Below are 18,290 nucleotides of genomic sequence, written 5' to 3'. Positions count from 1 at the left end.
TGGTCTCCTCAGAGCGCGCCGGTGATCTGGTTCAGCAGATTGCGGAACACGCCGGGGGTATTCTCCATGGGCAGCCCGGCCTGCGACCAGCCCACCATCGATTCAGGATAGAGCTTCACGTCCTCGAGTCCCGCCAGTTCGCTCAGCGCGAACCAGTTGGTCGCCGCCCAGTGACCGGTGTTGCAGAACGAAATCAGCGTCTCGTCGGCGGTGAAACCGCCCTCCTCGGCCAGCGCGGCGGCCGCCTCGGCATCGATCAGCGTCGGGTCGTCGGAGAACCAGTTGGAGTGGGTGAAGTACTCCGACTGCGGCAGCGTGCCGGGGCGCGCGGCGGCGGCATGCGCATCCTTGCCCGCCCAGAAGCTCTCGGGGCGCGCGTCCAGCAAGGTCGCCTGCGCCTCGCCTTCGACCACCTGCAGCACCTCGGCCTCGGTGGCGAGCCATTCGTTGGAGAAGCTTACGGTGATGGCGCTTTCTTCCGGCTCGACCGCTTCGGTCGACAGGGTGTTGCCGGCGGCCTTCCAGGCGCCGACACCGCCATTGAGGATGGCGAGGTCGCTGACGCCGCTCGACTTCAAGGTCCAGTAGACACGGGCGGCGGCGCCGAAATCAGTCTCGTCGCTGCCCTGATGAGTGATGACGACCGGCCGGTCGACGGTCACGCCAAGGTCGCGCAGCACCTCGGTGAGCTTCTCTTCGGACGGCACCTGTCCGGGATTCTCGGCGGGGCCACGGAACAGGCCGTACGGGGCGGACACGGCGCCCTCGATATGGCCCTCGGCATAGGCATCGCCACGGATGTCGAGAATGAGCGGATCGGTCGTGTCCAGCAGACCGGCCAGCTCGTCGGCCGTCACCAGCGGGCCGAACGCCTCGGCGTCCTGTGCCAGAGCCGGGCTGGAAAGGAGGGTCGCGGCGACCGCGACTGCGATAAACCTGTTCATCGGATCGGCCTTTCGATCAAGGGAATGACCTCTAGATCTGGCAGGGCCGGATCGAGTTCAAGCCGTGGTTCCGGCCCCCTCGACCGGCAATCCGGACCCGCGTTCCCGGGATGGGGCGATGCCGGGACATGCGGTCGGAAAACGAAGCATTGGCTGGCCACGCGTCCCGAATGACGCGCCAAAAAAGAACCTGTCGGAACGTCCTTCCCATGCCGAAACCCTTGCAGTGCGGCTTTGGCAGCCGGATCATGGGCGTGCGGACTGACACCTTTGCCGGTCGCCCGTGGGTGAGAATGACGACCTTCTCATTCACCCTTCGCCCGGGACCTGAAATATTGCGGATCCCTGGTGCGGCAGATCAGGAAAAGCGCCAGGGCGTAGCTCAGAGCCAGTGAAAGAGCGACCAGCTCTCCGCCATCCTCGACCAGACCGAACAAGGCGTAGGTCTTGGGAACGACCTTTCCGACGATCCCGCTCAGCGCGTCAACGATCACCGCGAAGGCAGCGAGGATGACTGCGGTCGAGAGTGCGCCCCTTGCCCCATGCTTTGCCAATATGTTGCGACGCGGCCAAGAGGCGTAGAGGGCCAAGGAGAACACCCCTCCGATGACGATGAATGAAAGGAGATCGGCGGCAACCGGGCCTCCAATGAACGCGAATGCGTTCTCATGTATGCTGAAACCGTTATCCAATGCGATGAACAGAAACAACATCGAGAACACGGCAAACACCAGATGCCGCGAAACGGCATAGACCATCAGGTAGAGCGCAGCTGTAACGACGCTCTTGGAATACTCCCAATACTCGCTCAGGCTCTGGTCCCTCGTCAGCGAAAGAAAGTCTCTCACTTCGGTGCTTATCGGGAAATCGAGGTAGAAGAGCCTCTTCTCGTTGGCAACGACGAAGACATGCAGAAGCACGAATAACAGGTCGAGAACAATCAGGGCGCAAAATGTATATACGGGCAGCTTTCCCCATATGGCACGAAGACCCGTGGCGCGTATTGAAGAGAAATCGAAGGGCAGGCGAGATACCGACAACATGTTAAGGAACATAAATTACCTATAAAGCAACATCACCAAGCAACACGTTTCCACGTCGGCGCCGCAGATCGACACCGAATTATTCGGGCTGTGTGAGACCCAAATTTGGATAAACAGCGGGTTTTACCCTGAGATGGTCTACCAGCGGCACCTGCACAACTTCAGGCTATTATCCTATCGCGCACCGACCAGTCGGGCCGGTGAGCAAGTGCCTAATTCAAATAGGGTACCTCTGGAGATTTTGGTCAAGCCTGATCCCATTTCCCCGAATCCCACCCATATCAACCGCTAATTGCACGCGCAAAATGAGACACCACCCCAGGAAACACCTCTTGCGGAGTTAACTTTCCAGAAACACTCGGCAAATTGTTTGCTGGTCACTTCGCGCGGCCCTTCGCCCTTCCGCCCGAGACGAGATACCCAGCTGGCCCCGGCAAACGGGATGATTTCAGGAATGGCCCTCGTGGGACCCGGATCTGCCCCCGTCGCCGCCATGTTAGGCAGTGATCGGACCGACGCGGTCTCCCACAGCGAGCAGCCGCGCCCAATTCCAGACGTCGTCCACCGGGCTGCTCGGCCCGTTGCGGCCCGGATCACCCCTCCTGCAGGGACTCGAGATACTCGGAGAGCGCGACGAGCGGCTGCGGCGTGGGGGTGAGGATCCCGTCGCCGGTGTCGACATGAAAAGTCGGGCCGGTGAAGGTCTGCGAGAACTCGGGCATCACCTGCCCCGGATCGTCCTGCCGGAAGTAGCCGTCGATGTAGGACATGACATGCACCGTTGGAAACGCCTCGCCCTCCGCACGCAACCGCGTCAGGTCGGCGGGCGGGCGCGGCAGCCCGGCAGCGAGTGGCCCGTCGCCCCGCCCAGCCGAGCCATGGCACGAGGCGCAGTTCTCCATGAAGAGCGCGCGCCCGGTGGGCAATTCCGGCTGCGGCGCGGCACAGGCCGCCAGCAGTGCCGCCCCCATGGCCCCAGTCGTGATGATGATCCGTTTCATATCCTGCTCCTTCATGGCCCCGGACCCGTCTCGGCCCTTGTTCCCAGCACTCGCCGGTGCCGGGCCGAGCCGCCTTGATCTGGATCAAGCCGCGGCATCGATCGGGTTGATCGGGATCAAGGCGCGCGGGCCGGTGACGCGGCAGGCTCGTGCCATCGCAGACACAGGAGAGACCGATGTCCCGGGGAACCGTTGCCGTCCTAACCACCGACGCCGTGCTGGATCGCGGCGCGATCGCCACCGCGCTCGCACTCACCGAGACCGGCGAGGCGCATCTCGACATCCATTGCCTCGGGATCGAGAGCACGCCACCGGATGCCTATCTGGCGGGACCGGCGCTGATGCTGACCATGCCCGACCGCGATGCCGCGCAGGCGCGCGCCTTGGAGTTGGAGGCCGAGCTGCGCCCGCTTATTCCGGCGCATCGCGGCAATGTGCAGCTGCATCGCCACCACATCCGCGAAGGTCTCATCGGGCACGACGTCGGCCGCATCGCCCGTCTCGCGGACCGGATCGTCGCCGCCGCGCCCTATGGCCCCAAACCCCGCCCCCTTCAGGTCGCGACGCTGGAGGCTGCGCTGTTCGCCGGCGGGTTGCCGGTCATTGTCGTTCCCGATGGCGGCGCGGAGATCGCGCCCAGCCCCTCTCGGCTCATGGTCGCCTGGGACGACAGCCGTGAAGCGATGGTCGCGGTGCGGGCCGCGCTCCCCATGCTGCGCCGCGCGGGCTGCGTCGACGTGGTGATCGTCGATCCGGAGGTGCAGGCCGGCGACCGCTCGGACCCCGGAGGCGACATCGCGCTGTTCCTTGCCCGCAACGGCGCGCGGGTCGAGGTTTCGGTGCTGGCGCGCAGCCGGTTCCGCGTCTCGGAAGTGTTGCGGCGTCACGCCCTCGATACCGGCGCCGAAGCGGTGGTGATGGGGGCCTACGGGCATTCCAGGCTGCGCGAACGGCTCTTCGGCGGCACCACGCGCGAAATGCTGACGGATGCGCGCCTGCCCCTCATCCTTGCCCGCTAGGGGCGCGGCAGCACCGCGATTTCCGGCGCGTCGCTCACATGGCGGCGCGTCGTCAAGCGGAGCATGGCGCGGTGGTGCTTGTCGCGCACGACTTCCAGAAGCTCGACCGAATGGTCGCGGCTGTCCTGCAGCCGCCGGATGCGCGAGCCTGGCGCGCCGATCGGGCGCAGGTGATGTTGGCGCAGTTCCGGCACGAGAACGGCCGCATCCGCAAGCGCGTCCTCGAGCACGGCCTCGGCCTCCAGATAGGCGCGGTAGGCACGGATCAGGGCGCGACGGGCGGCGATGGCATCGGGGTTCATCTTCGCATCCTTTCAGGACAAGACGACTCTCCTGCCTCGATTGACGCAAAGCATGGCGGTTCTGTCAACGATTGCCGGGCCATGGCAGGGCCCGCGGGAGCCGCGCCCGGCCCCCAACCGAAACCGGTCGATAGGTCGCCCTTACGCAATACTGCGCGATCCGGTCGCCGATCGCCTCCCACATCGGCCGGTGGCGATTGATCCACCGGCCCTTGGGTCACCTGTCGTGACCCTGACACGTCGTCCAAGCTCCGTCCGCCTGCGAAGAGGCCACGCAGGCGTCGATGAAGCGCATGCCATCGAGCCCGTCCGACAGGCCCGGCAGGCCGTCCGGCATGGTGCCGGAAAGGATCGCATCGGCGGCGTCGGAATAGAGGCTGGCGAAGGCTTCGAGATAGCCCTCGGGGTGACCTGCCGGCACCCGCGCCGCGCCTTCGAAGCCGGGACCGCCCCGTGTCAGGAGCTGCGACGGCTCTCCCAAGCGGGTCAGCCGCAACCGGTTCGGGTCGGCATGCGACCAGTCCAGCCCGGCCTCGGAGCCCAGCACGCGCAGGCGGAGGTCATTGTCATGCCCCGGCGCGACCTGACTGGCCCAGAGCATGCCGCGCGCCCCGCCCGCGAAGCGCAACAGCGCCTGCGTGTCGTCATCGACCCGCCGGCCCGGCACGAAGGCGGTGAGCTGCGCCGCGACGCTCTCGATCGCGAGTCCCGAGACGTAGCGCGCCAGATGAGCGGCATGGCTGCCGATGTCACCCACCGCGCCGCCCGCGCCCGAGCGCGAGGGATCGGTGCGCCACTCGGCCTGCTTGTTGCTCTCATCGCGCGCGAGCCAATCCTGCGCATATTCGACCTGCACCACGCGGATCTCGCCCAAGGCGCCCTCGGCCACCAGCCGCCGCGCCTCCCGCACCATCGGGTAGCCTGCATAGGTGTGGGTCAGGATGAACAAGGCCTCGGAAGCCTCGGCCACCCGCGCAAGCTCCTCCGCCTCGGCCAGGGTGGCGGTCAGCGGCTTGTCGCAGATCACGTGGATGCCCGCTTCGAGAAAGGCGCGGGCGGCGGGCAGGTGCATATGGTTGGGGGTGACGATGGCGACGGCCCTGATGCCGTCGTCGCGCGCGGCCTCGGCGCGGGCCATCTCCTTGAAATCGGAATAGCTACGCGCCAGCCCCAGCTCTTGCGCCGAAGCCTCTGCGCGGGCGGGGTCCGAGGACAGCGCCCCCGCAACCAGATCGAAGCGCCCGTCGAGCCGCGCGGCGATGCGATGCACGCCGCCGATGAAGGCCCCTTGCCCGCCACCGACCATGCCGAGCCTGATGCGCCCGCCGCTCATGTGCCGAGCCCCAGCATGGCGCGGATCTGCGCACGGTCGACCCCGCCGCCCGCGAAATCGTCGAAGGCATGCGGCGTCGGTTCGATTATATGCGCCGCGATGAAGGGTGCGCCCTCGGCGGCACCTTGCGCGGGCGACTTCAGCGCGCATTCCCATTCCAGCACCGCCCAGCCATCATAGCCATGCTGCGCCAGCTTGGAAAACACGGCGACGAAATCGACCTGCCCGTCGCCAAGCGAGCGGAACCGCCCAGCCCGGTCGGCCCAGCCAGCAAAGCCCGAATAGACGCCTTGCCGTGCGCTTGGATTGAACTCCGCATCCTTGACGTGAAAGGCACGGATGCGCTCGTGGTAGAGGTCGATGAAGCCGAGATAGTCGAGCTGCTGCAGCACGAAATGCGACGGGTCATAGGCGATGTTCGCGCGGCTGTGTCCATCCATCGCCTCGAGAAACCGCTCGAAGCTGGTGCCATCCATCAGGTCCTCGCCCGGATGCAGCTCGTAGGCGTAATCGACGCCCACCTCCTCATGCGCATCGAGGATAGGCCGCCAGCGCCGCGCCAGCTCGGCGAAGGCCTCTTCGACCAGACCCTTGGGCCGCTGCGGCCACGGGTAGAGATAGGGCCAGGCCAGCGCGCCGGAAAAACCGAGCTGCACGTCGAGGCCGAGATTGCGCGAGGCGCGCGCGGCCTTGATCACCTCGCCTGCCGCCCATTCGGCCTGCGCCTCCGGCCGGCCGCGCAGCGCCTCGGGGGCAAAGCCGTCGAATTGCGGCGCATAGGCAGGGTGGACCGCGACCAGCTGGCCCTGGATATGGGTCGACAGCTCGGTGATCTCCACGCCCGCCTCGGCGCAGACGCCCTTCAGCTCGTCGCAGTAGTCCTTGGACCCTGCGGCGAGGTCGATGTCGATGAAGCGCGGGTCGACGGGGATCTGAATCCCCTCGTAGCCCAGCCCCGCCGCCCATCCGGCGATGCCGGCCAGATCGTTGAAGGGGGCGGCGTCGCCCGCGAACTGGGCCAGGAAGATCCCCGGCCCCTTGATCATGGAAGCCATGTTGCCGCTCCTTATGCCAGCAGGGTCTGAGCGGCCGCGATGTCGAGCGGCGCCGGCCGCTCGCAATCCGTCTCGATCTCGACGTAGCGGCCTTCCTCGCCGGCGCGCAGGATCGCGGTCATCACCTCGACCACGTGCAGCGCATAGGCGTCGTTGCAGCGATGCGGCCGCCCTTCAACGATGGCCTGCGCCATGTCGGCGAGCCCGGCGCTGCGGTAATCGGCGACCATGCCTTCGGGGATCTCGCGGTTCGGCGGCCCGAGCGGGTGGTCCCAGGCGGGCAGCTCGGCGGCCTCGTCGCGCTTGGTGATCCGCACCTCGCCGTCGAAGAAGTTCGGATCGGGGATGTGGATCGTCCCCTCGGTGCCGTAGAGCGCCATCGGTGCGATGTCCGACTGCCAGACATCCCAGCTCGCCATCAACGTCACCACCGCGCCGGAGCGGAACTCCAGCAGTGCGTGGATCGTAGTCGGTGTCTCCACGGGGACGGTTTCACCGAGCCGCGCGCCGTTGCCGATGGTGCGGGTCTTCGAGGGGGTCGAAGTGAGCGCCGAGACGCGGGCGACCGGACCGATCAGCTGCACGAGGTTGGCGATGTAGTAGGGCCCAAGATCGAGGATCGGGCCGCCGCCCTTCAGGAAAAAGAAGTCGGGGTTCGGGTGCCAGCTCTCCATGCCGGGGCTCATCACCGCGCAGGTGCCCGAGGTGATCCGCCCCACCGCACCATCGTCGATGAGCTTGCGCGCCAGCTGGTGCGACGATCCCAGCACGGTATCGGGCGCCGAGCCGATGCGCAGGCCCTTCTCGGCAGCGAGCTTCGCCAGCGCCTGCCCCTCCTCCACGGTCAGAACGTAGGGCTTCTCTGAATAGACATGCTTGCCCGCCTCGAGCGCGCGGGAAGAGATCTCGAAATGCGCGGCCGGGATGGTGAGGTTGAGGACGAGGTCGACCTCCGGGTGGGCGAGCAGCGCGTCGACGCTCATCGCCTCGACGCCGAACTCCTCGCCGCGTGCCTGCGCGGTGGCGGGGTTGATGTCGGCCACGGCGCGGAAGCTGACGGCACCGAAATTCTTGGCGCGTGCGAGATAGGAGGTGGAGATGTTGCCGCAGCCGATCAGGCCGATGCGAAGCGGGTTGGTCATGGGTCCGGTCTTTCTCAGAGCTTGGCGAAGCTGTCGCGCGCGGTGCGAGCGAAGCGATCGAAATCATTGGGGTTGTCGTGCTCGGCCACGAGGATCTCGCAGCGCGACTGCGCCTTCAGCGCGGCGAAGATCGCCGGCCAGTCGAGTGTGCCGGTCCCGGCATCGGCCCAGCCGTCCTCGTCCGCCTTCTCGCCCGCGGGCGCGATGTCCTTGAAATGTGCTGCAGTGATGCGCTGCCCGTGCCGGGCGATCCAGTCGAGCGGGTCGCCGCCGCCGCGCACGATCCACGCGATGTCGGCCTCCCAGTCGATCTTCGGCGCCTCCGTCAGCAGGATCTCCATCGGCACGGAGCCGTCATTCAGCGGCGTGATCTCGAAGTCGTGGTTGTGCCAGCCGAAGGCGAGGCCGAGCGCAGCCAACGCCTCGTGGCACTTGGCCAGCCGGGCCGCGAGATCGCGCCAGCCCTGCGCCTCGGCGGGGCGCTCCTCGGGCGTCAGGTAGGGCGCGAAGATCCGGGTCGCCCCGAACACGCCCGCGAGTTCGGCCACGCCGTCGGGGTCAGCCTCGCACATCTCGATCGGCACGTGGATCGAGGGCATCTTCAGCCCGGCGGCATCGAGCGCGGCGCGAGTGGCGCGGGCCTCCTCGAAATTGGCGAAATACCCCTCGGCGGCGTCATAGCCAAGCGCGCCGAGCTTCGCGATGACGTCCGTGTAGGGGGTGTAGTTGCGGGCGGAGTAGAGCTGAAGCGAGAGCAGCATGTGATTGGTCCTTACGGGGTTCAGAGCCGCAGCTCGGTGGCGGCGTCGAAGAGGGAGGCACGGGCCGGGTCGAGCCCGATGGTGATGCGATCGCCGCCCCGGATCGGGGTCTGACCATCGATGCGGATGCGGAAGTCGTCCTCGCCGATGCGGGTCCAGAGCAGCGTGTCGGCCCCCATCGGCTCGACGATCTCGACCGTGACTTCCGTGCGCACCGGGGCGGTGGCCGCGGCCTCGCCCACAAGCACATGCTCGGGGCGGATGCCGAAGACGGCCGCGCCGTCCTTGGGCGGCGCTGCGAAGTCGTAGCCCACCATCGGCACAATCACCGCGCCTCGGAACTCGGAGCCGCGCAGATCGCCGCGCAGCAGGTTCATCGGCGGCGCGCCGATGAAATCGGCGACGTAGAGGTTGGCGGGGCGGTTGTAGATCTCGAGCGGCGCCGCGAGCTGCTGGATCACGCCGCCCTTCAAGATGGCGATCCGGTCAGCCAGCGTCATCGCCTCGACTTGGTCATGCGTGACATAGATCATCGTGCTGTCGAGGCTGTTGTGCAGCCGCTTCAGCTCGACCCGAAGCTCGGCGCGCAGCTTGGCGTCGAGGTTCGACAGAGGCTCGTCGAACAGGAACACGTCGACGTCGCGGACCAGCGCCCGTCCGATGGCGACACGCTGGCGCTGCCCGCCCGAAAGCGCCGCGGGCTTACGCTTCAGGAGCGGGCCGAGATGCAGGATTTCGGCGGCGCGGGCGACGCGCTTGGCGATCTCGTCCTTGGGCAGCCGGGCGTTCTTCAGCCCGAAGCTGAGATTCCCCTCCACCGTCATCTGCGGGTAGAGCGCGTAGGACTGGAACACCATGCCGATGCCGCGCTCCGACGGCTCGGCCCAGGTGACGTTCTTGCCTTCGATGAAGATCTGGCCGCCGGTCGGCTCCAGAAGCCCCGCGATGCAGTTCAGGAGCGTGGACTTGCCACAGCCCGAGGCGCCGAGCAGCACCAGGAACTCGCCCTTGTGGATGTCGAGGTTGAGGTCGCGCAGCACCGAAACGGAGCCGAAGTCGAGCTGCAGGTCGCGGATCGAGACCGACTGGCCGTCGAGCGCGGGATGGGACTGGTCGAGCATGGCGTATCCTTTCCTCAGCCCTTGACCGCGCCCGCGGCGATGCCGCGCACGAAGAGCTTGCCGGAGATGAGATAGATGGAGAGCGGAACCAGGCCGGTGATCAGCGTCGCGGCCATGTTGACGTTGTATTCCTTCACCCCTTGGGTCGAGTTGACGATGTTGTTGAGCTGGACCGTCATCGGGTAGGTGTCGGGCTTGGTGTAGATCACGCCGAACAGGAAGTCGTTCCAGATGCCGGTGATCTGCAGGATCATCGCCACCGCGAAGATCGGCAACGACATCGGCACCAGCACCCGCAGGAAGATCCCCCAGAAGCCCGCCCCATCGACCCGCGCCGCCTTGAACAGCTCTTCGGGGAGCGAGGCGAAGTAATTGCGGAACAGCAGCGTGATGATCGGCATGCCGAACACAGTGTGCACCAGCACCAGCCCCCAGACCGAGCCCATCAGCCCGATCTCGCGCAGGATCACCACGATCGGGTAGATCATCACCTGGTAGGGAATGAAGGCGCCGAAGATCAGGATGGTGAAGAACACCTCGGATCCCTTGAACTTCCAGTTGACCAGGGCGTAGCCGTTGACCGAAGCCACCGCGATCGACAGCACCGTCGAGGGCACGACGATGGCGACCGAGTTCCAGAAGCCGCGCGACAGCCCGTCGCAGTTGAGACCGGTGCAGGCCTCGGCCCAGGCCTTGACCCATGGCTGGAAGGTGACCTCCACCGGCGGCGCGAAGATGTTGCCCATACGGATCTCGGGCATGCCCTTGAGCGAGGTCATCACCATGACCCACAGCGGCAGGAGCCAGTAGAGCGAGACGAGGCCGAGCGCGCCGTAGATCATCACCCTCTTGGCGGTGATGCGGGATTTGGGTCGGGCACCGACCGGGCCTGCGAGTGTGCGGGCGGGCCTGCCGGCGGCTTGGTCGGGGGTGAAGGCTACATCAGCCACGGCGCTTTCCTCCGAATTCGAGAACCGCCCAGGGGATGACGATCACCAGCACGGCGAGCAGCATCATGGTCGAAGCGGCGAAGCCCTGACCGAGGTTCTGGTTGGCGAACATGTAGTCGTAGACGTATTTCGCAGGCACTTCGGAGGCATTGCCGGGACCGCCGCCGGTGAGCGCCACCACGAGGTCGTAGAGCTTCACGATGCCCGCGCCGATCAGCACCACCGAGGTCACGAAGACCGGGCGCAGGATCGGTACGACGACCAGGAGATAGGTTTTCCAGGCCGGGATGCCGTCGACGCGCGAGGCCTTCCAGATGTCCTCGTCGACGCCGCGCAGACCGGCGAGCATGATCACCGTGACGAGGCCCGTGCCCTGCCACAGCCCCGCCATCAACAGCGCCACCATGACGAGGCCGGGGCTGTTGAGGGGATCGAAGGCGAAGCTTTCCCAACCGGCGGCGCGGACCATGCCCTGGATGCCGAGATCGGGGTTCAGGATCCACTGCCACACGAGCCCGGTGACGATGAAGGACAGCGCGTAGGGATAGAGGATGATCGAGCGGAACACGTTCTCGCCGCGGATCTTCTGGTCGAGCAGCGCCGCGAATACGAAGCCCAGTGTCAGCGACAGCAGCAGTGTCAGGATGCCGTAGATCGCGAGGTTCTCGACCGAGGCGATCCATCGCGACGACGACCAGAGCCGGTCGTATTGCGCGAAACCGTCGAAATTCGCGCGTGGCAGGAGTTTCGAGTCGGTGAAGCTGTAGACCACGGTCCAGAGCGAGCAGCCGATGAAGACGACGGTGGCGGTGACCACCATCGGCACGGCGGCGAGCTTGGCCATGGGATTGCGCAGCAGGCTACTGGGGCGTCGGGTGGACACGCGCGCATCTCCTCTGTCAGGGGAAGGTTGGGGCCGCCGCCGTGGGAAGCTGACGGCCCCTGGGGAGGATCACTTGTCGCTGAGGATGACCTCGGCGAAGCGCTCCTGCGCCTCTTCCGCCGACATGTCGGAGGCGAAGAACTCGGCCAGCAGGTCGCCGACCTGCCCCGCCACGTCGGGCGAGATCAGCATGTCGACGCTGTCGATCACCTTGCCCGCCTTCAGCGCCTCGAGGCCCTTCTGCATGCAGGCCCCCGCCTCGGCCAGATCGACGTCGCCGCGCACCGGCAGCGAGCCCTTCTTGGTGTTGAAGGCGATCTGCGCCTCGGGCGAGATCAGAAGCCGCGCGAGGTCCTTCTGGCCCTCGGTGATCGCCTCGTCATCATTGGCGGGGAAGTAAAACGCGTCGCCGCCGGTGGAGATCAGCGGCTCACCGCCCAGACCCATGAGACAGTCGTAATCCTGCCCCGCGACCTGCCCCGCGACCTGGAATTCGCCCTGCGCCCAATCGCCCATCACGTTGGCCGCCGCCTCGCCGTTGATCACGGCGGCGGTGGCGAGGTTCCAGTCCTGCACGTTGGTGCCCTCGAGCATCTCGCGCGCGGCTACCGCCTCCTCGAACACCATCGCCATCTCCTCGCCGCGCAGCACGGCTTCGTCGCCATCGCGGTAGACGCCGTAATATACTTCCTCGCCGCCCAGACCCGAGACCAGCGTCTGGAACAGGGTGGCGAATTGCCATGCCTGCAGCCCTTCGATCAGCGGCTGCACACCCGCCTCGCGCAGTGCCGGAGCGGCGGCCTTCAGCTCTTCCCAGTTCTGCGCCGGCTCGACGCCGGCCTTTTCGAAGGCCTTGATCGAGGTCCACATCCACTGCGGCGAGTGGATGTTGAGCGGCACGCAGTAGACGCGGCCCTCGAAGGTGCAGGCGTCGAGCAGCGACTTGGGCTGAACCAGCTCGGCCCAGTTGCCCTCTTCGGCCAGCTCGGTCAGGTCGAGCATCATGCCCGCCTCGACAAGCTCCTGCGCCTGCTGGCCATGGTTGAGCTGGGTCGCGGCCATCGGGTCGCCGCCCAAGATGCGCGAGATGATGATCGGGCGCGCGGTGCCGCCGGATCCCGCGATCGCGCCGTCGACCCAAGTGTGATCGGTCCCCGCCTCGAAGGCGGTCGCCAACTCGCGTACCGCCGCGGCTTCACCGCCGGAGGTCCACCAATGGGTGATCTCCAGCTCGGCGGCCATCGCAGTTGCGGGCAGCACCGCCATGGCGCTGGCGGCGAGCAGGCGGCGCAAGGGCACCTTGCGGGTATCGGCGTGGATCATGGTCATTCCTCCCTGGGGAGCCCCTCGGCTCAGATTGTTGCGACGGCGCCTTATCCCCCCATGGAAATGGCACCAGTAAACGATTGCGGGAGCATGATCTGGCACTGCAATCGTTTACATAGCTTCGCGTCAGGCTTCCCATCTGTCAACGGAAATGTAATGGTTTACATAGTTGACGTGGGCCATTTTGGTCTGTGCCGGAGGGGGGAGCCGGATAATTGTCGCTCAGTATCAAGGATATCGCCCGCCTCAGCGGCGTATCGACCGCCACCGTCAGCCGCACCCTGTCGCATCCCGAACGAGTGTCGGAGACCACACGCGAGGCGGTGATGGCGGTGGTCGACCAGCACGGCTACCGGGTGAACTCCATGGCCCGCAACCTGCGGCGCCAACGCGCCGATTCGGTGCTCGCCATCGTGCCGGATCTGGGCAACCCGTTCTTCTCGGCGATCTTCGCCGGGCTGCAGGAGACGCTTTCGGCGCAGGGCACCGACCTGCTCGTCACCGACAGCCGCTCTGCCCTGCGCGGCGGCCAGTCCCTGCTGTCGCATCTGCGCGAGGCGCGGGTCGACGGGCTGGTCTGCCTTGACGGCGGGCTGCCGCAGGCGGCGCGGGCCGAACTCAAGGCCCCCGACATCGCATCCCGCGTCGTCTTTGCTTGCGAATGGCTGGTCGAGGGCGGCTTCCCCTCGGTGCGCAGCGACAACCGCGCCGGGATGCGCCTCGCGGTCGATCATCTCGTGGAACTCGGCCACCGCGACATCGCCTACCTCGCCGGGCCCGAGGGCAACGTGCTCGACACCGAACGCCGCGCCGGCGTTGTCGACGCGATGGCGGCGCATGGGCTGGCCCTTCCGGCGGTCCAGTTCGGACGAAACGACTTCTCCCTCGAGGCTGGTCGGGCTGCAGCCGAGGACTTCATTTCGCTCCCGGCACGACCCACAGCCGTGATCTGTGCCTCGGACCAACTCGCCGTCGGCTTTGCCTCGGGGCTGCACGCGCGTGGACTACGGGTGCCCGATGACGTGTCTCTGGTCGGCTTCGACGACATCCAGACCGCAGAATTCGTGATCCCGCCGCTCACCACGATACGGCAGGATCGGATGCGGCTCGGCGCACAGGCGGCAGGGCTGCTGCTGCGGCAGATCGCGGGCGCGGCCTGCCCGGCCGATAAGGTGATCACCCTGCCCGTATCGCTTCAGATCCGCGGCTCGACCTGCCCGCCGGGCCAGGTCTAAGCAGCAAACGGCGCTTCGGGGCGTCGAGAACATCGCGAACCCCGCTGCTCAAAGCACGAGGTGGCCGAGAACGAGAGGCATGGCTCCAAAACAGGCGCGCCCTGCCCCTCACCTCGTCGTCAGGTTGACCGAAAGCCACCACTCCCGCAGCGACGTTTCGAGCGCCGTCACGTGGTGTCCGTGCGCCTCCAGATCGGCGATCTCCCGGTTCAGCCTGCGCTTGATCACGGCATAGCGGGCCAACAGCTCCTGTTGGGTCAGCGCGTTGCCATGGGTCCAGTCCGCGCGGGCCTTCAGCATGTGTTCAGCGGCATCGATCTTGTGACCGACTTCTTCGAGTCTTTCAGTAAGCGTGTGTTGCGTCTCCATGACGACCTCCGAGCTAACTACCCGACGGGATGTCGGACCCCCGAGCCGAAGGGGCGTCGCTCTTTCTGCGGAGAGGCAGCGATCCAGCATCGCCCGACGTCGTCACCGGCGCGATCCATCCATTACAGGGTCGCATCCGGGCCTACATGTATACGCTTTCGCGGCTGACCTGTCCATCTGGCCGGGCAGGACGGCCACAGCCCGAGGTGAGCTTGTAGGCAAGCTCAGCCCCCCCTGCCGAGCGGACGCCGCTCGGTGTCCTCAAGCCCTGCCAAAGCACGGCTGAGCGCCGACGTCCTGTACCCACCCAAATCAGACGCTACGGCGGTGAGAGCCGTTGCTTCCAGCTACTCGGTCGGCGGAACGATGGCGGCCGGCTCCGCTGGCCCTGCGATCCATTCGACGACGACCTCGCCGAGCGACCAGACCAAGATCAGTGCAACAATCGATGCGACAGCCATGACCATATATACGCCCGGCGAGGCCGGCTTCTTCCCGGTGTCCATACCATTGCCCCCTCCATCGAAGGCAGGGTGAGTGTATCACGGTGCGGATCGACTGCCGTGATTTAGATCAAGGGCAGAAGCGGAAAGGACTGCTTCCGGAGAGACGCCTGCCGAACCATTGGGCGCGATAACCGCCCCAGCGCGCTTCCCGTGACTGCGGCCCGGATCGGCCCTTATGCACGAGCACTGGGATGGCCCACCAACCGCTGGTAGCAAAATGCTTTCCGGCGCTTGACCTCTCCGCGCCTCGATCCAACTGCTCCACCCATTACCAAGCGTAAACATATCGCGATGGCTGTGGGTGGGATCGCAACCGTTCGGCGCTGCCCCCTCCTCCCAGCAAAGTGGCTGCGCCACCCATGACCGCCGCGACAAGCAGACCCGTTGTCGGTGCCATGCGTATCTCTTTGGCATCTGGCGCATCACGCCGGAATGAGATGGAGCACAACCATGCCAAACGGACTTCTTCTCGACCACTGTATCGAACCCAGCGGCCTCGTGAATGCCGGGATTTTCGCCACGGCGCTTGGCGTCGACCTCGCCGACCTCTTGCGCGTGGCGCCCACACAGAGGCACCTCAAGGACCTCCACGTGGTCATCTGCCTTGTTCGCCCGTGGACACGGACGGCGTCGGACAGCTGGATCTGGTATTGCACCAAGCGGCTCGACCGCTTCGATGGCCGCACACCGGCCGCCATGATCAGCGAAGATCGATGTGCCGAGTTGAAGGATTTTCTCGAGGCCGGTCAGGCGCTGACCGATCTTTGGCCGCCATCCATCCCGCTCCACTACACGTCGGGAGAGGTCAGGACCGCCGCGAATGGCTAGGTCGGATCACCCAAGAGGCGGCCGCTTCCTTGCCTTGAGCTTTCAGGCGAGTTCCAAACCCACGCGGCTTTCACCGCGCAGACGCAGCACCGTGTCCCGAAGACGCTGAAGGACACGCGACAGCTCCAGCATGTCGAAATCGTTCCGGTCGAGCAGCGCCGCGAGATCGGCATGCGCCAAGGCCGTCTGCGATCGCGCCAGCGAGCCCGCCACCTTCTGGCGGCAGGTGTCGATGGTGCGCGCGGCGGCATCGAGCGCATGACGCACGCGCAGCATGTCGGCCTGGCGGCGGAGCAGCGACAGCACGGCGTCCACGTCGGCGATGCTGCGCGAGATGGTGAGGCTGTCGTAGTGGGAAGTGGTCGAATGGGTCATGTATCGTTTTCTTTCGGTCCGGAGGGGCCTGCTTGGGGCCGCGCTCCTAAAATCTGGTGAATGACCCGTCTTTGGCCGCGGCGTCGGGCCGGCGGTGCAGGAGACGGGTTGCAAAAGGGCTGCGCCTCCCGGTCGCCCTCGAGGCGACCAGTGGCGTCACGCAGGGCTCAGGCACTGCGCCTGAGGCCCGCGGGAATGGGGTGGCATCCGGCGCCACGAAGGGCAGCGCGAGATATCGCGGTTAGGGCGTCACGAGGCAACAGGCTTCGCGGGGCACTCATCCCGCAAGGGGACGCGTCGACCAAATCGGGAAGGGCAAAGCCCGACCCCGCAACGAAACCCAGTATCTGGAGAGACCGGTTAATGGTGCCCGGGGCGAGGATCCCTCACATACATACCTTATTCAACCCATTGATCAGGATCGAAGCCAAGCAGTTTGGCAGCCCCGAACGACGGCAAACCAAACTGACACAGGCCCTTCAATCAATCGAAGGCAGTATTCCCTCAAGCAAGTCCCGGCTTACTAGGGAGGGATAATGTTTCTGTCCAGAAAAATCCTTATCGGTAGGGCGTAGCTCTTCCCAGATGAGGTAAACGTCTCGGGGCATGACCGCTCCACCCCGCTTCAACTTCTTTTCGATAACCCCAAACTCTTCAATGAAATAGGACTTCATGCCGGGATCAACTCTACACATCTCTTTAGCTAGAAAACTAAAGGCGCGCAATGCCAAGTCGGAACGCCGCTCAATAACAGCTAACTCGATAGCCTTCTCGTAATGCTCAAGGCCACTCTCAGGATCGCCGGACCGGAACTTAATAAGTCCTTCAGTCGCAAGGCTCGCAATCTGCCCCCCCATATCCGGAGAAGCCCTCGCTTTACCAAGGAAGCTCGCGGCCAGATCAACATTACCGATATATGCATACAGAACGGCAATATTGTTCAGCAAAGACAAATTGCCCGGATTGCCAACTAGACCTATTCTGGCCAAAGCAATACCTCGCTCAATAGAGTTACCTTTTGCTGTAGCCAAGAACGACCCAAAAATTGCGGGCCGCACACTGAAAGGTTCGATCTCCTGCCACGCCTCACAAGCGTCAAGTGCCGCACGAACTTCGCCTTTCCAGTATGAACTAAGCGCCCGAGCTTCCATAGCCCGACTAATATCCGGAAAGAACTGCTCGCGCCGAAAGCTTCCAGTGCGCTCAGCTAAAAACTCGATCTGAGCAACCGCATTTTCGGTAGGATCGAGAGCGGCAAAGCGAACCTTCCTAAGTCCAGCCCGACTTGAACCTGAACTAAACTCAAGAGTAGCGATCTCGGTCGCTAGCTCTGATCGATCGAAAACGGAAAGAGAATCGTCCTCCACAAGGTTCTTCGATTTACGCCAGGACCGGATCACTTCACCAGTGATCCCAGATATCGCCAGCTCTGCTGAACGTATCCAAGGGTCTGTGTCGCCCCGGGGGGTGCCACGAAGAATTTGCAACGCTTGATCAGGTCTCTGCAGGTGACAATAGAATCTCGCCGCAGACCGCAATACGTATCTGTTATGAGGTGCCAGCGCGAGAGCCCTTCGTAGAAGTTCCTCGCTGCTTCTCAATTGGCCAAGATTTGCATAGCACAACGCAGTCTCAGTAAGGAGGAGGGCATCGCTCGGATTGAGCTCTATAAGCTTCTTTCTCTTGCGAATCTCTTTATGCAAGCTTGCTATAGCTATATCATCACCCCAACTTAAGCGACGCACGTCTCCACTTAGAATACGGCCAGCCAAGTTTCTAGCGGCCTCCGATGCAAGTTCTGAACCGACAAGTGTTGCCGCCGCCTGTTGGATTTCCACGTCGTTCTCACGACCGAGAAACAATGAGACAGAGATAAGCTCTTCCGCATCGGTATAGCTTTGAGACTCCAACCAATCGTCGATGCGGCGCTTAAACTCTTCTAGAAGAGCCCCCTCATTCTCTTCTTGAACAGCACTACGCTGAGTAGCTTTGCGCACCACCCCGGGACGCGCGAATATTCCACCCTCAACGGCCTTCCGGATCGAGACCCAGCGGGGAAGCGTATGCCGATCGTCCAGCTCTTTATTTTCGATCACG

Annotated in this window: 19 protein-coding genes; 3 read left to right on the top strand and 16 right to left on the bottom strand. The window is 64.9% G+C overall.

Features of this window, described 5'->3' with window-relative positions; genetic code table 11:
* Window positions 1-8 precede the first annotated feature (8 nt).
* From T8T21_RS14745 to T8T21_RS14735, 3 genes are all read right to left on the bottom strand, one after another.
* Entirely contained in the window at window positions 9-944 is a 936-nt protein-coding gene (locus tag T8T21_RS14745) for a sulfurtransferase (protein WP_322336133.1), read from the bottom strand.
* Window positions 945-1,249: 305 nt separating this feature from the next.
* Entirely contained in the window at window positions 1,250-1,987 is a 738-nt protein-coding gene (locus T8T21_RS14740; RefSeq protein WP_322336132.1) for a hypothetical protein, read from the bottom strand.
* 593 nt (window positions 1,988-2,580) lie between these two features.
* Complete coding sequence (locus T8T21_RS14735) at window positions 2,581-2,988, bottom strand: c-type cytochrome (protein WP_322336131.1); 408 nt, start codon at window positions 2,986-2,988, stop codon at window positions 2,581-2,583.
* A gap of 176 nt (window positions 2,989-3,164) precedes the next feature.
* On the opposite strand from T8T21_RS14735, the gene T8T21_RS14730 reads away from it, so the two are divergent.
* Window positions 3,165-4,007 carry a universal stress protein gene (locus T8T21_RS14730; protein WP_322336130.1) on the top strand — a complete coding sequence of 281 codons (843 nt, stop codon included), beginning with the start codon at window positions 3,165-3,167 and terminating at the stop codon, window positions 4,005-4,007.
* Here T8T21_RS14730 and T8T21_RS14725 read toward each other — a convergent pair.
* The 9 genes from T8T21_RS14725 to T8T21_RS14685 all read right to left on the bottom strand — a co-directional run bounded on the left by T8T21_RS14725 (window position 4,004) and on the right by T8T21_RS14685 (window position 12,877).
* Complete coding sequence (locus T8T21_RS14725; RefSeq protein ID WP_183474798.1) at window positions 4,004-4,309, bottom strand: hypothetical protein; 306 nt, start codon at window positions 4,307-4,309, stop codon at window positions 4,004-4,006. The genes T8T21_RS14730 and T8T21_RS14725 overlap by 4 nt on opposite strands.
* 217 nt (window positions 4,310-4,526) lie before the next feature.
* On the bottom strand, window positions 4,527-5,642 hold the full coding sequence (locus T8T21_RS14720) for a Gfo/Idh/MocA family protein (RefSeq protein ID WP_322336129.1): 1,116 nt from the start codon (window positions 5,640-5,642) through the stop codon (window positions 4,527-4,529).
* Window positions 5,639-6,697, bottom strand: a complete 1,059-nt coding sequence (locus T8T21_RS14715; protein ID WP_322336128.1) for a sugar phosphate isomerase/epimerase family protein — start codon at window positions 6,695-6,697, stop codon at window positions 5,639-5,641. The genes T8T21_RS14720 and T8T21_RS14715 overlap by 4 nt, the downstream gene beginning before the upstream one ends.
* An 11-nt stretch (window positions 6,698-6,708) precedes the next feature.
* On the bottom strand, window positions 6,709-7,839 hold the full coding sequence (locus T8T21_RS14710; RefSeq protein WP_322336127.1) for a Gfo/Idh/MocA family protein: 1,131 nt from the start codon (window positions 7,837-7,839) through the stop codon (window positions 6,709-6,711).
* 14 nt (window positions 7,840-7,853) lie between these two features.
* Window positions 7,854-8,600, bottom strand: coding sequence for a sugar phosphate isomerase/epimerase family protein (locus tag T8T21_RS14705; RefSeq protein ID WP_322336126.1), 747 nt, complete (start codon window positions 8,598-8,600; stop codon window positions 7,854-7,856).
* Window positions 8,601-8,620: 20 nt separating this feature from the next.
* Window positions 8,621-9,721, bottom strand: coding sequence for an ABC transporter ATP-binding protein (locus tag T8T21_RS14700; protein ID WP_322336125.1), 1,101 nt, complete (start codon window positions 9,719-9,721; stop codon window positions 8,621-8,623).
* 14 nt (window positions 9,722-9,735) lie between these two features.
* Window positions 9,736-10,671, bottom strand: a complete 936-nt coding sequence (locus tag T8T21_RS14695) for a carbohydrate ABC transporter permease (RefSeq protein WP_322336124.1) — start codon at window positions 10,669-10,671, stop codon at window positions 9,736-9,738.
* Window positions 10,664-11,515 carry a carbohydrate ABC transporter permease gene (locus T8T21_RS14690; RefSeq protein ID WP_183474853.1) on the bottom strand — a complete coding sequence of 284 codons (852 nt, stop codon included), beginning with the start codon at window positions 11,513-11,515 and terminating at the stop codon, window positions 10,664-10,666. Before T8T21_RS14690 ends, T8T21_RS14695 begins: the two co-directional genes overlap by 8 nt.
* A gap of 108 nt (window positions 11,516-11,623) precedes the next feature.
* Window positions 11,624-12,877, bottom strand: a complete 1,254-nt coding sequence (locus T8T21_RS14685; RefSeq protein WP_322336123.1) for an ABC transporter substrate-binding protein — start codon at window positions 12,875-12,877, stop codon at window positions 11,624-11,626.
* 218 nt (window positions 12,878-13,095) lie between these two features.
* Here T8T21_RS14685 and T8T21_RS14680 point away from each other — a divergent pair, with 218 nt between their 5' ends.
* Window positions 13,096-14,115: a LacI family DNA-binding transcriptional regulator gene (locus T8T21_RS14680; RefSeq protein ID WP_322336122.1), complete on the top strand. Its 1,020-nt coding sequence runs from the start codon at window positions 13,096-13,098 to the stop codon at window positions 14,113-14,115.
* Between the two features lie 108 nt (window positions 14,116-14,223).
* Here T8T21_RS14680 and T8T21_RS14675 read toward each other — a convergent pair whose 3' ends face one another.
* Both T8T21_RS14675 and T8T21_RS14670 read right to left on the bottom strand, forming a co-directional pair.
* On the bottom strand, window positions 14,224-14,484 hold the full coding sequence (locus tag T8T21_RS14675; RefSeq protein WP_322336121.1) for a 3-ketoacyl-ACP reductase: 261 nt from the start codon (window positions 14,482-14,484) through the stop codon (window positions 14,224-14,226).
* 347 nt (window positions 14,485-14,831) lie between these two features.
* Window positions 14,832-14,990, bottom strand: coding sequence for a hypothetical protein (locus tag T8T21_RS14670; protein ID WP_322336120.1), 159 nt, complete (start codon window positions 14,988-14,990; stop codon window positions 14,832-14,834).
* 450 nt (window positions 14,991-15,440) lie between these two features.
* Between T8T21_RS14670 and T8T21_RS14665 the strand changes: the two genes are divergently transcribed.
* On the top strand, window positions 15,441-15,818 hold the full coding sequence (locus tag T8T21_RS14665) for a hypothetical protein (RefSeq protein WP_322336119.1): 378 nt from the start codon (window positions 15,441-15,443) through the stop codon (window positions 15,816-15,818).
* Window positions 15,819-15,860: 42 nt separating this feature from the next.
* Here the strand turns inward: T8T21_RS14665 and T8T21_RS14660 are convergent, their stop codons facing one another.
* Both T8T21_RS14660 and T8T21_RS14655 read right to left on the bottom strand, forming a co-directional pair.
* On the bottom strand, window positions 15,861-16,193 hold the full coding sequence (locus T8T21_RS14660) for a hypothetical protein (protein WP_322336118.1): 333 nt from the start codon (window positions 16,191-16,193) through the stop codon (window positions 15,861-15,863).
* A gap of 479 nt (window positions 16,194-16,672) precedes the next feature.
* Window positions 16,673-18,289 (bottom strand): tetratricopeptide repeat protein, encoded by a 1,617-nt coding sequence (locus T8T21_RS14655; RefSeq protein ID WP_322336117.1) that lies wholly within the window; start codon window positions 18,287-18,289, stop codon window positions 16,673-16,675.
* Window position 18,290: the final 1 nt, after the last annotated feature.

This window comes from Limimaricola variabilis (assembly GCF_034371605.1).
GTDB classification, from domain to species: Bacteria; Pseudomonadota; Alphaproteobacteria; order Rhodobacterales; family Rhodobacteraceae; genus Limimaricola; species Limimaricola variabilis.
This window is presented reverse-complemented; position numbering and strand designations above follow the sequence as displayed.

What these genes read in the sequence shown, in the direction of transcription:
- T8T21_RS14705 (WP_322336126.1), bottom strand. Translation starts at nt 8,600, where the DNA reads ATGCTGCTCTCGCTTCAGCTCTACTCCGCCCGCAACTACACCCCCTAC.
- T8T21_RS14690 (WP_183474853.1), bottom strand. Translation starts at nt 11,515, where the DNA reads ATGGCCAAGCTCGCCGCCGTGCCGATGGTGGTCACCGCCACCGTCGTC.
- T8T21_RS14730 (WP_322336130.1), top strand. Translation starts at nt 3,165, where the DNA reads ATGTCCCGGGGAACCGTTGCCGTCCTAACCACCGACGCCGTGCTGGAT.
- T8T21_RS14700 (WP_322336125.1), bottom strand. Translation starts at nt 9,721, where the DNA reads ATGCTCGACCAGTCCCATCCCGCGCTCGACGGCCAGTCGGTCTCGATC.
- T8T21_RS14670 (WP_322336120.1), bottom strand. Translation starts at nt 14,990, where the DNA reads ATGGACACCGGGAAGAAGCCGGCCTCGCCGGGCGTATATATGGTCATG.
- T8T21_RS14660 (WP_322336118.1), bottom strand. Translation starts at nt 16,193, where the DNA reads ATGACCCATTCGACCACTTCCCACTACGACAGCCTCACCATCTCGCGC.
- T8T21_RS14715 (WP_322336128.1), bottom strand. Translation starts at nt 6,697, where the DNA reads ATGGCTTCCATGATCAAGGGGCCGGGGATCTTCCTGGCCCAGTTCGCG.
- T8T21_RS14735 (WP_322336131.1), bottom strand. Translation starts at nt 2,988, where the DNA reads ATGAAACGGATCATCATCACGACTGGGGCCATGGGGGCGGCACTGCTG.
- T8T21_RS14725 (WP_183474798.1), bottom strand. Translation starts at nt 4,309, where the DNA reads ATGAACCCCGATGCCATCGCCGCCCGTCGCGCCCTGATCCGTGCCTAC.
- T8T21_RS14745 (WP_322336133.1), bottom strand. Translation starts at nt 944, where the DNA reads ATGAACAGGTTTATCGCAGTCGCGGTCGCCGCGACCCTCCTTTCCAGC.
- T8T21_RS14675 (WP_322336121.1), bottom strand. Translation starts at nt 14,484, where the DNA reads ATGGAGACGCAACACACGCTTACTGAAAGACTCGAAGAAGTCGGTCAC.
- T8T21_RS14685 (WP_322336123.1), bottom strand. Translation starts at nt 12,877, where the DNA reads ATGATCCACGCCGATACCCGCAAGGTGCCCTTGCGCCGCCTGCTCGCC.
- T8T21_RS14740 (WP_322336132.1), bottom strand. Translation starts at nt 1,987, where the DNA reads ATGTTGTCGGTATCTCGCCTGCCCTTCGATTTCTCTTCAATACGCGCC.
- T8T21_RS14665 (WP_322336119.1), top strand. Translation starts at nt 15,441, where the DNA reads ATGCCAAACGGACTTCTTCTCGACCACTGTATCGAACCCAGCGGCCTC.
- T8T21_RS14720 (WP_322336129.1), bottom strand. Translation starts at nt 5,642, where the DNA reads ATGAGCGGCGGGCGCATCAGGCTCGGCATGGTCGGTGGCGGGCAAGGG.
- T8T21_RS14710 (WP_322336127.1), bottom strand. Translation starts at nt 7,839, where the DNA reads ATGACCAACCCGCTTCGCATCGGCCTGATCGGCTGCGGCAACATCTCC.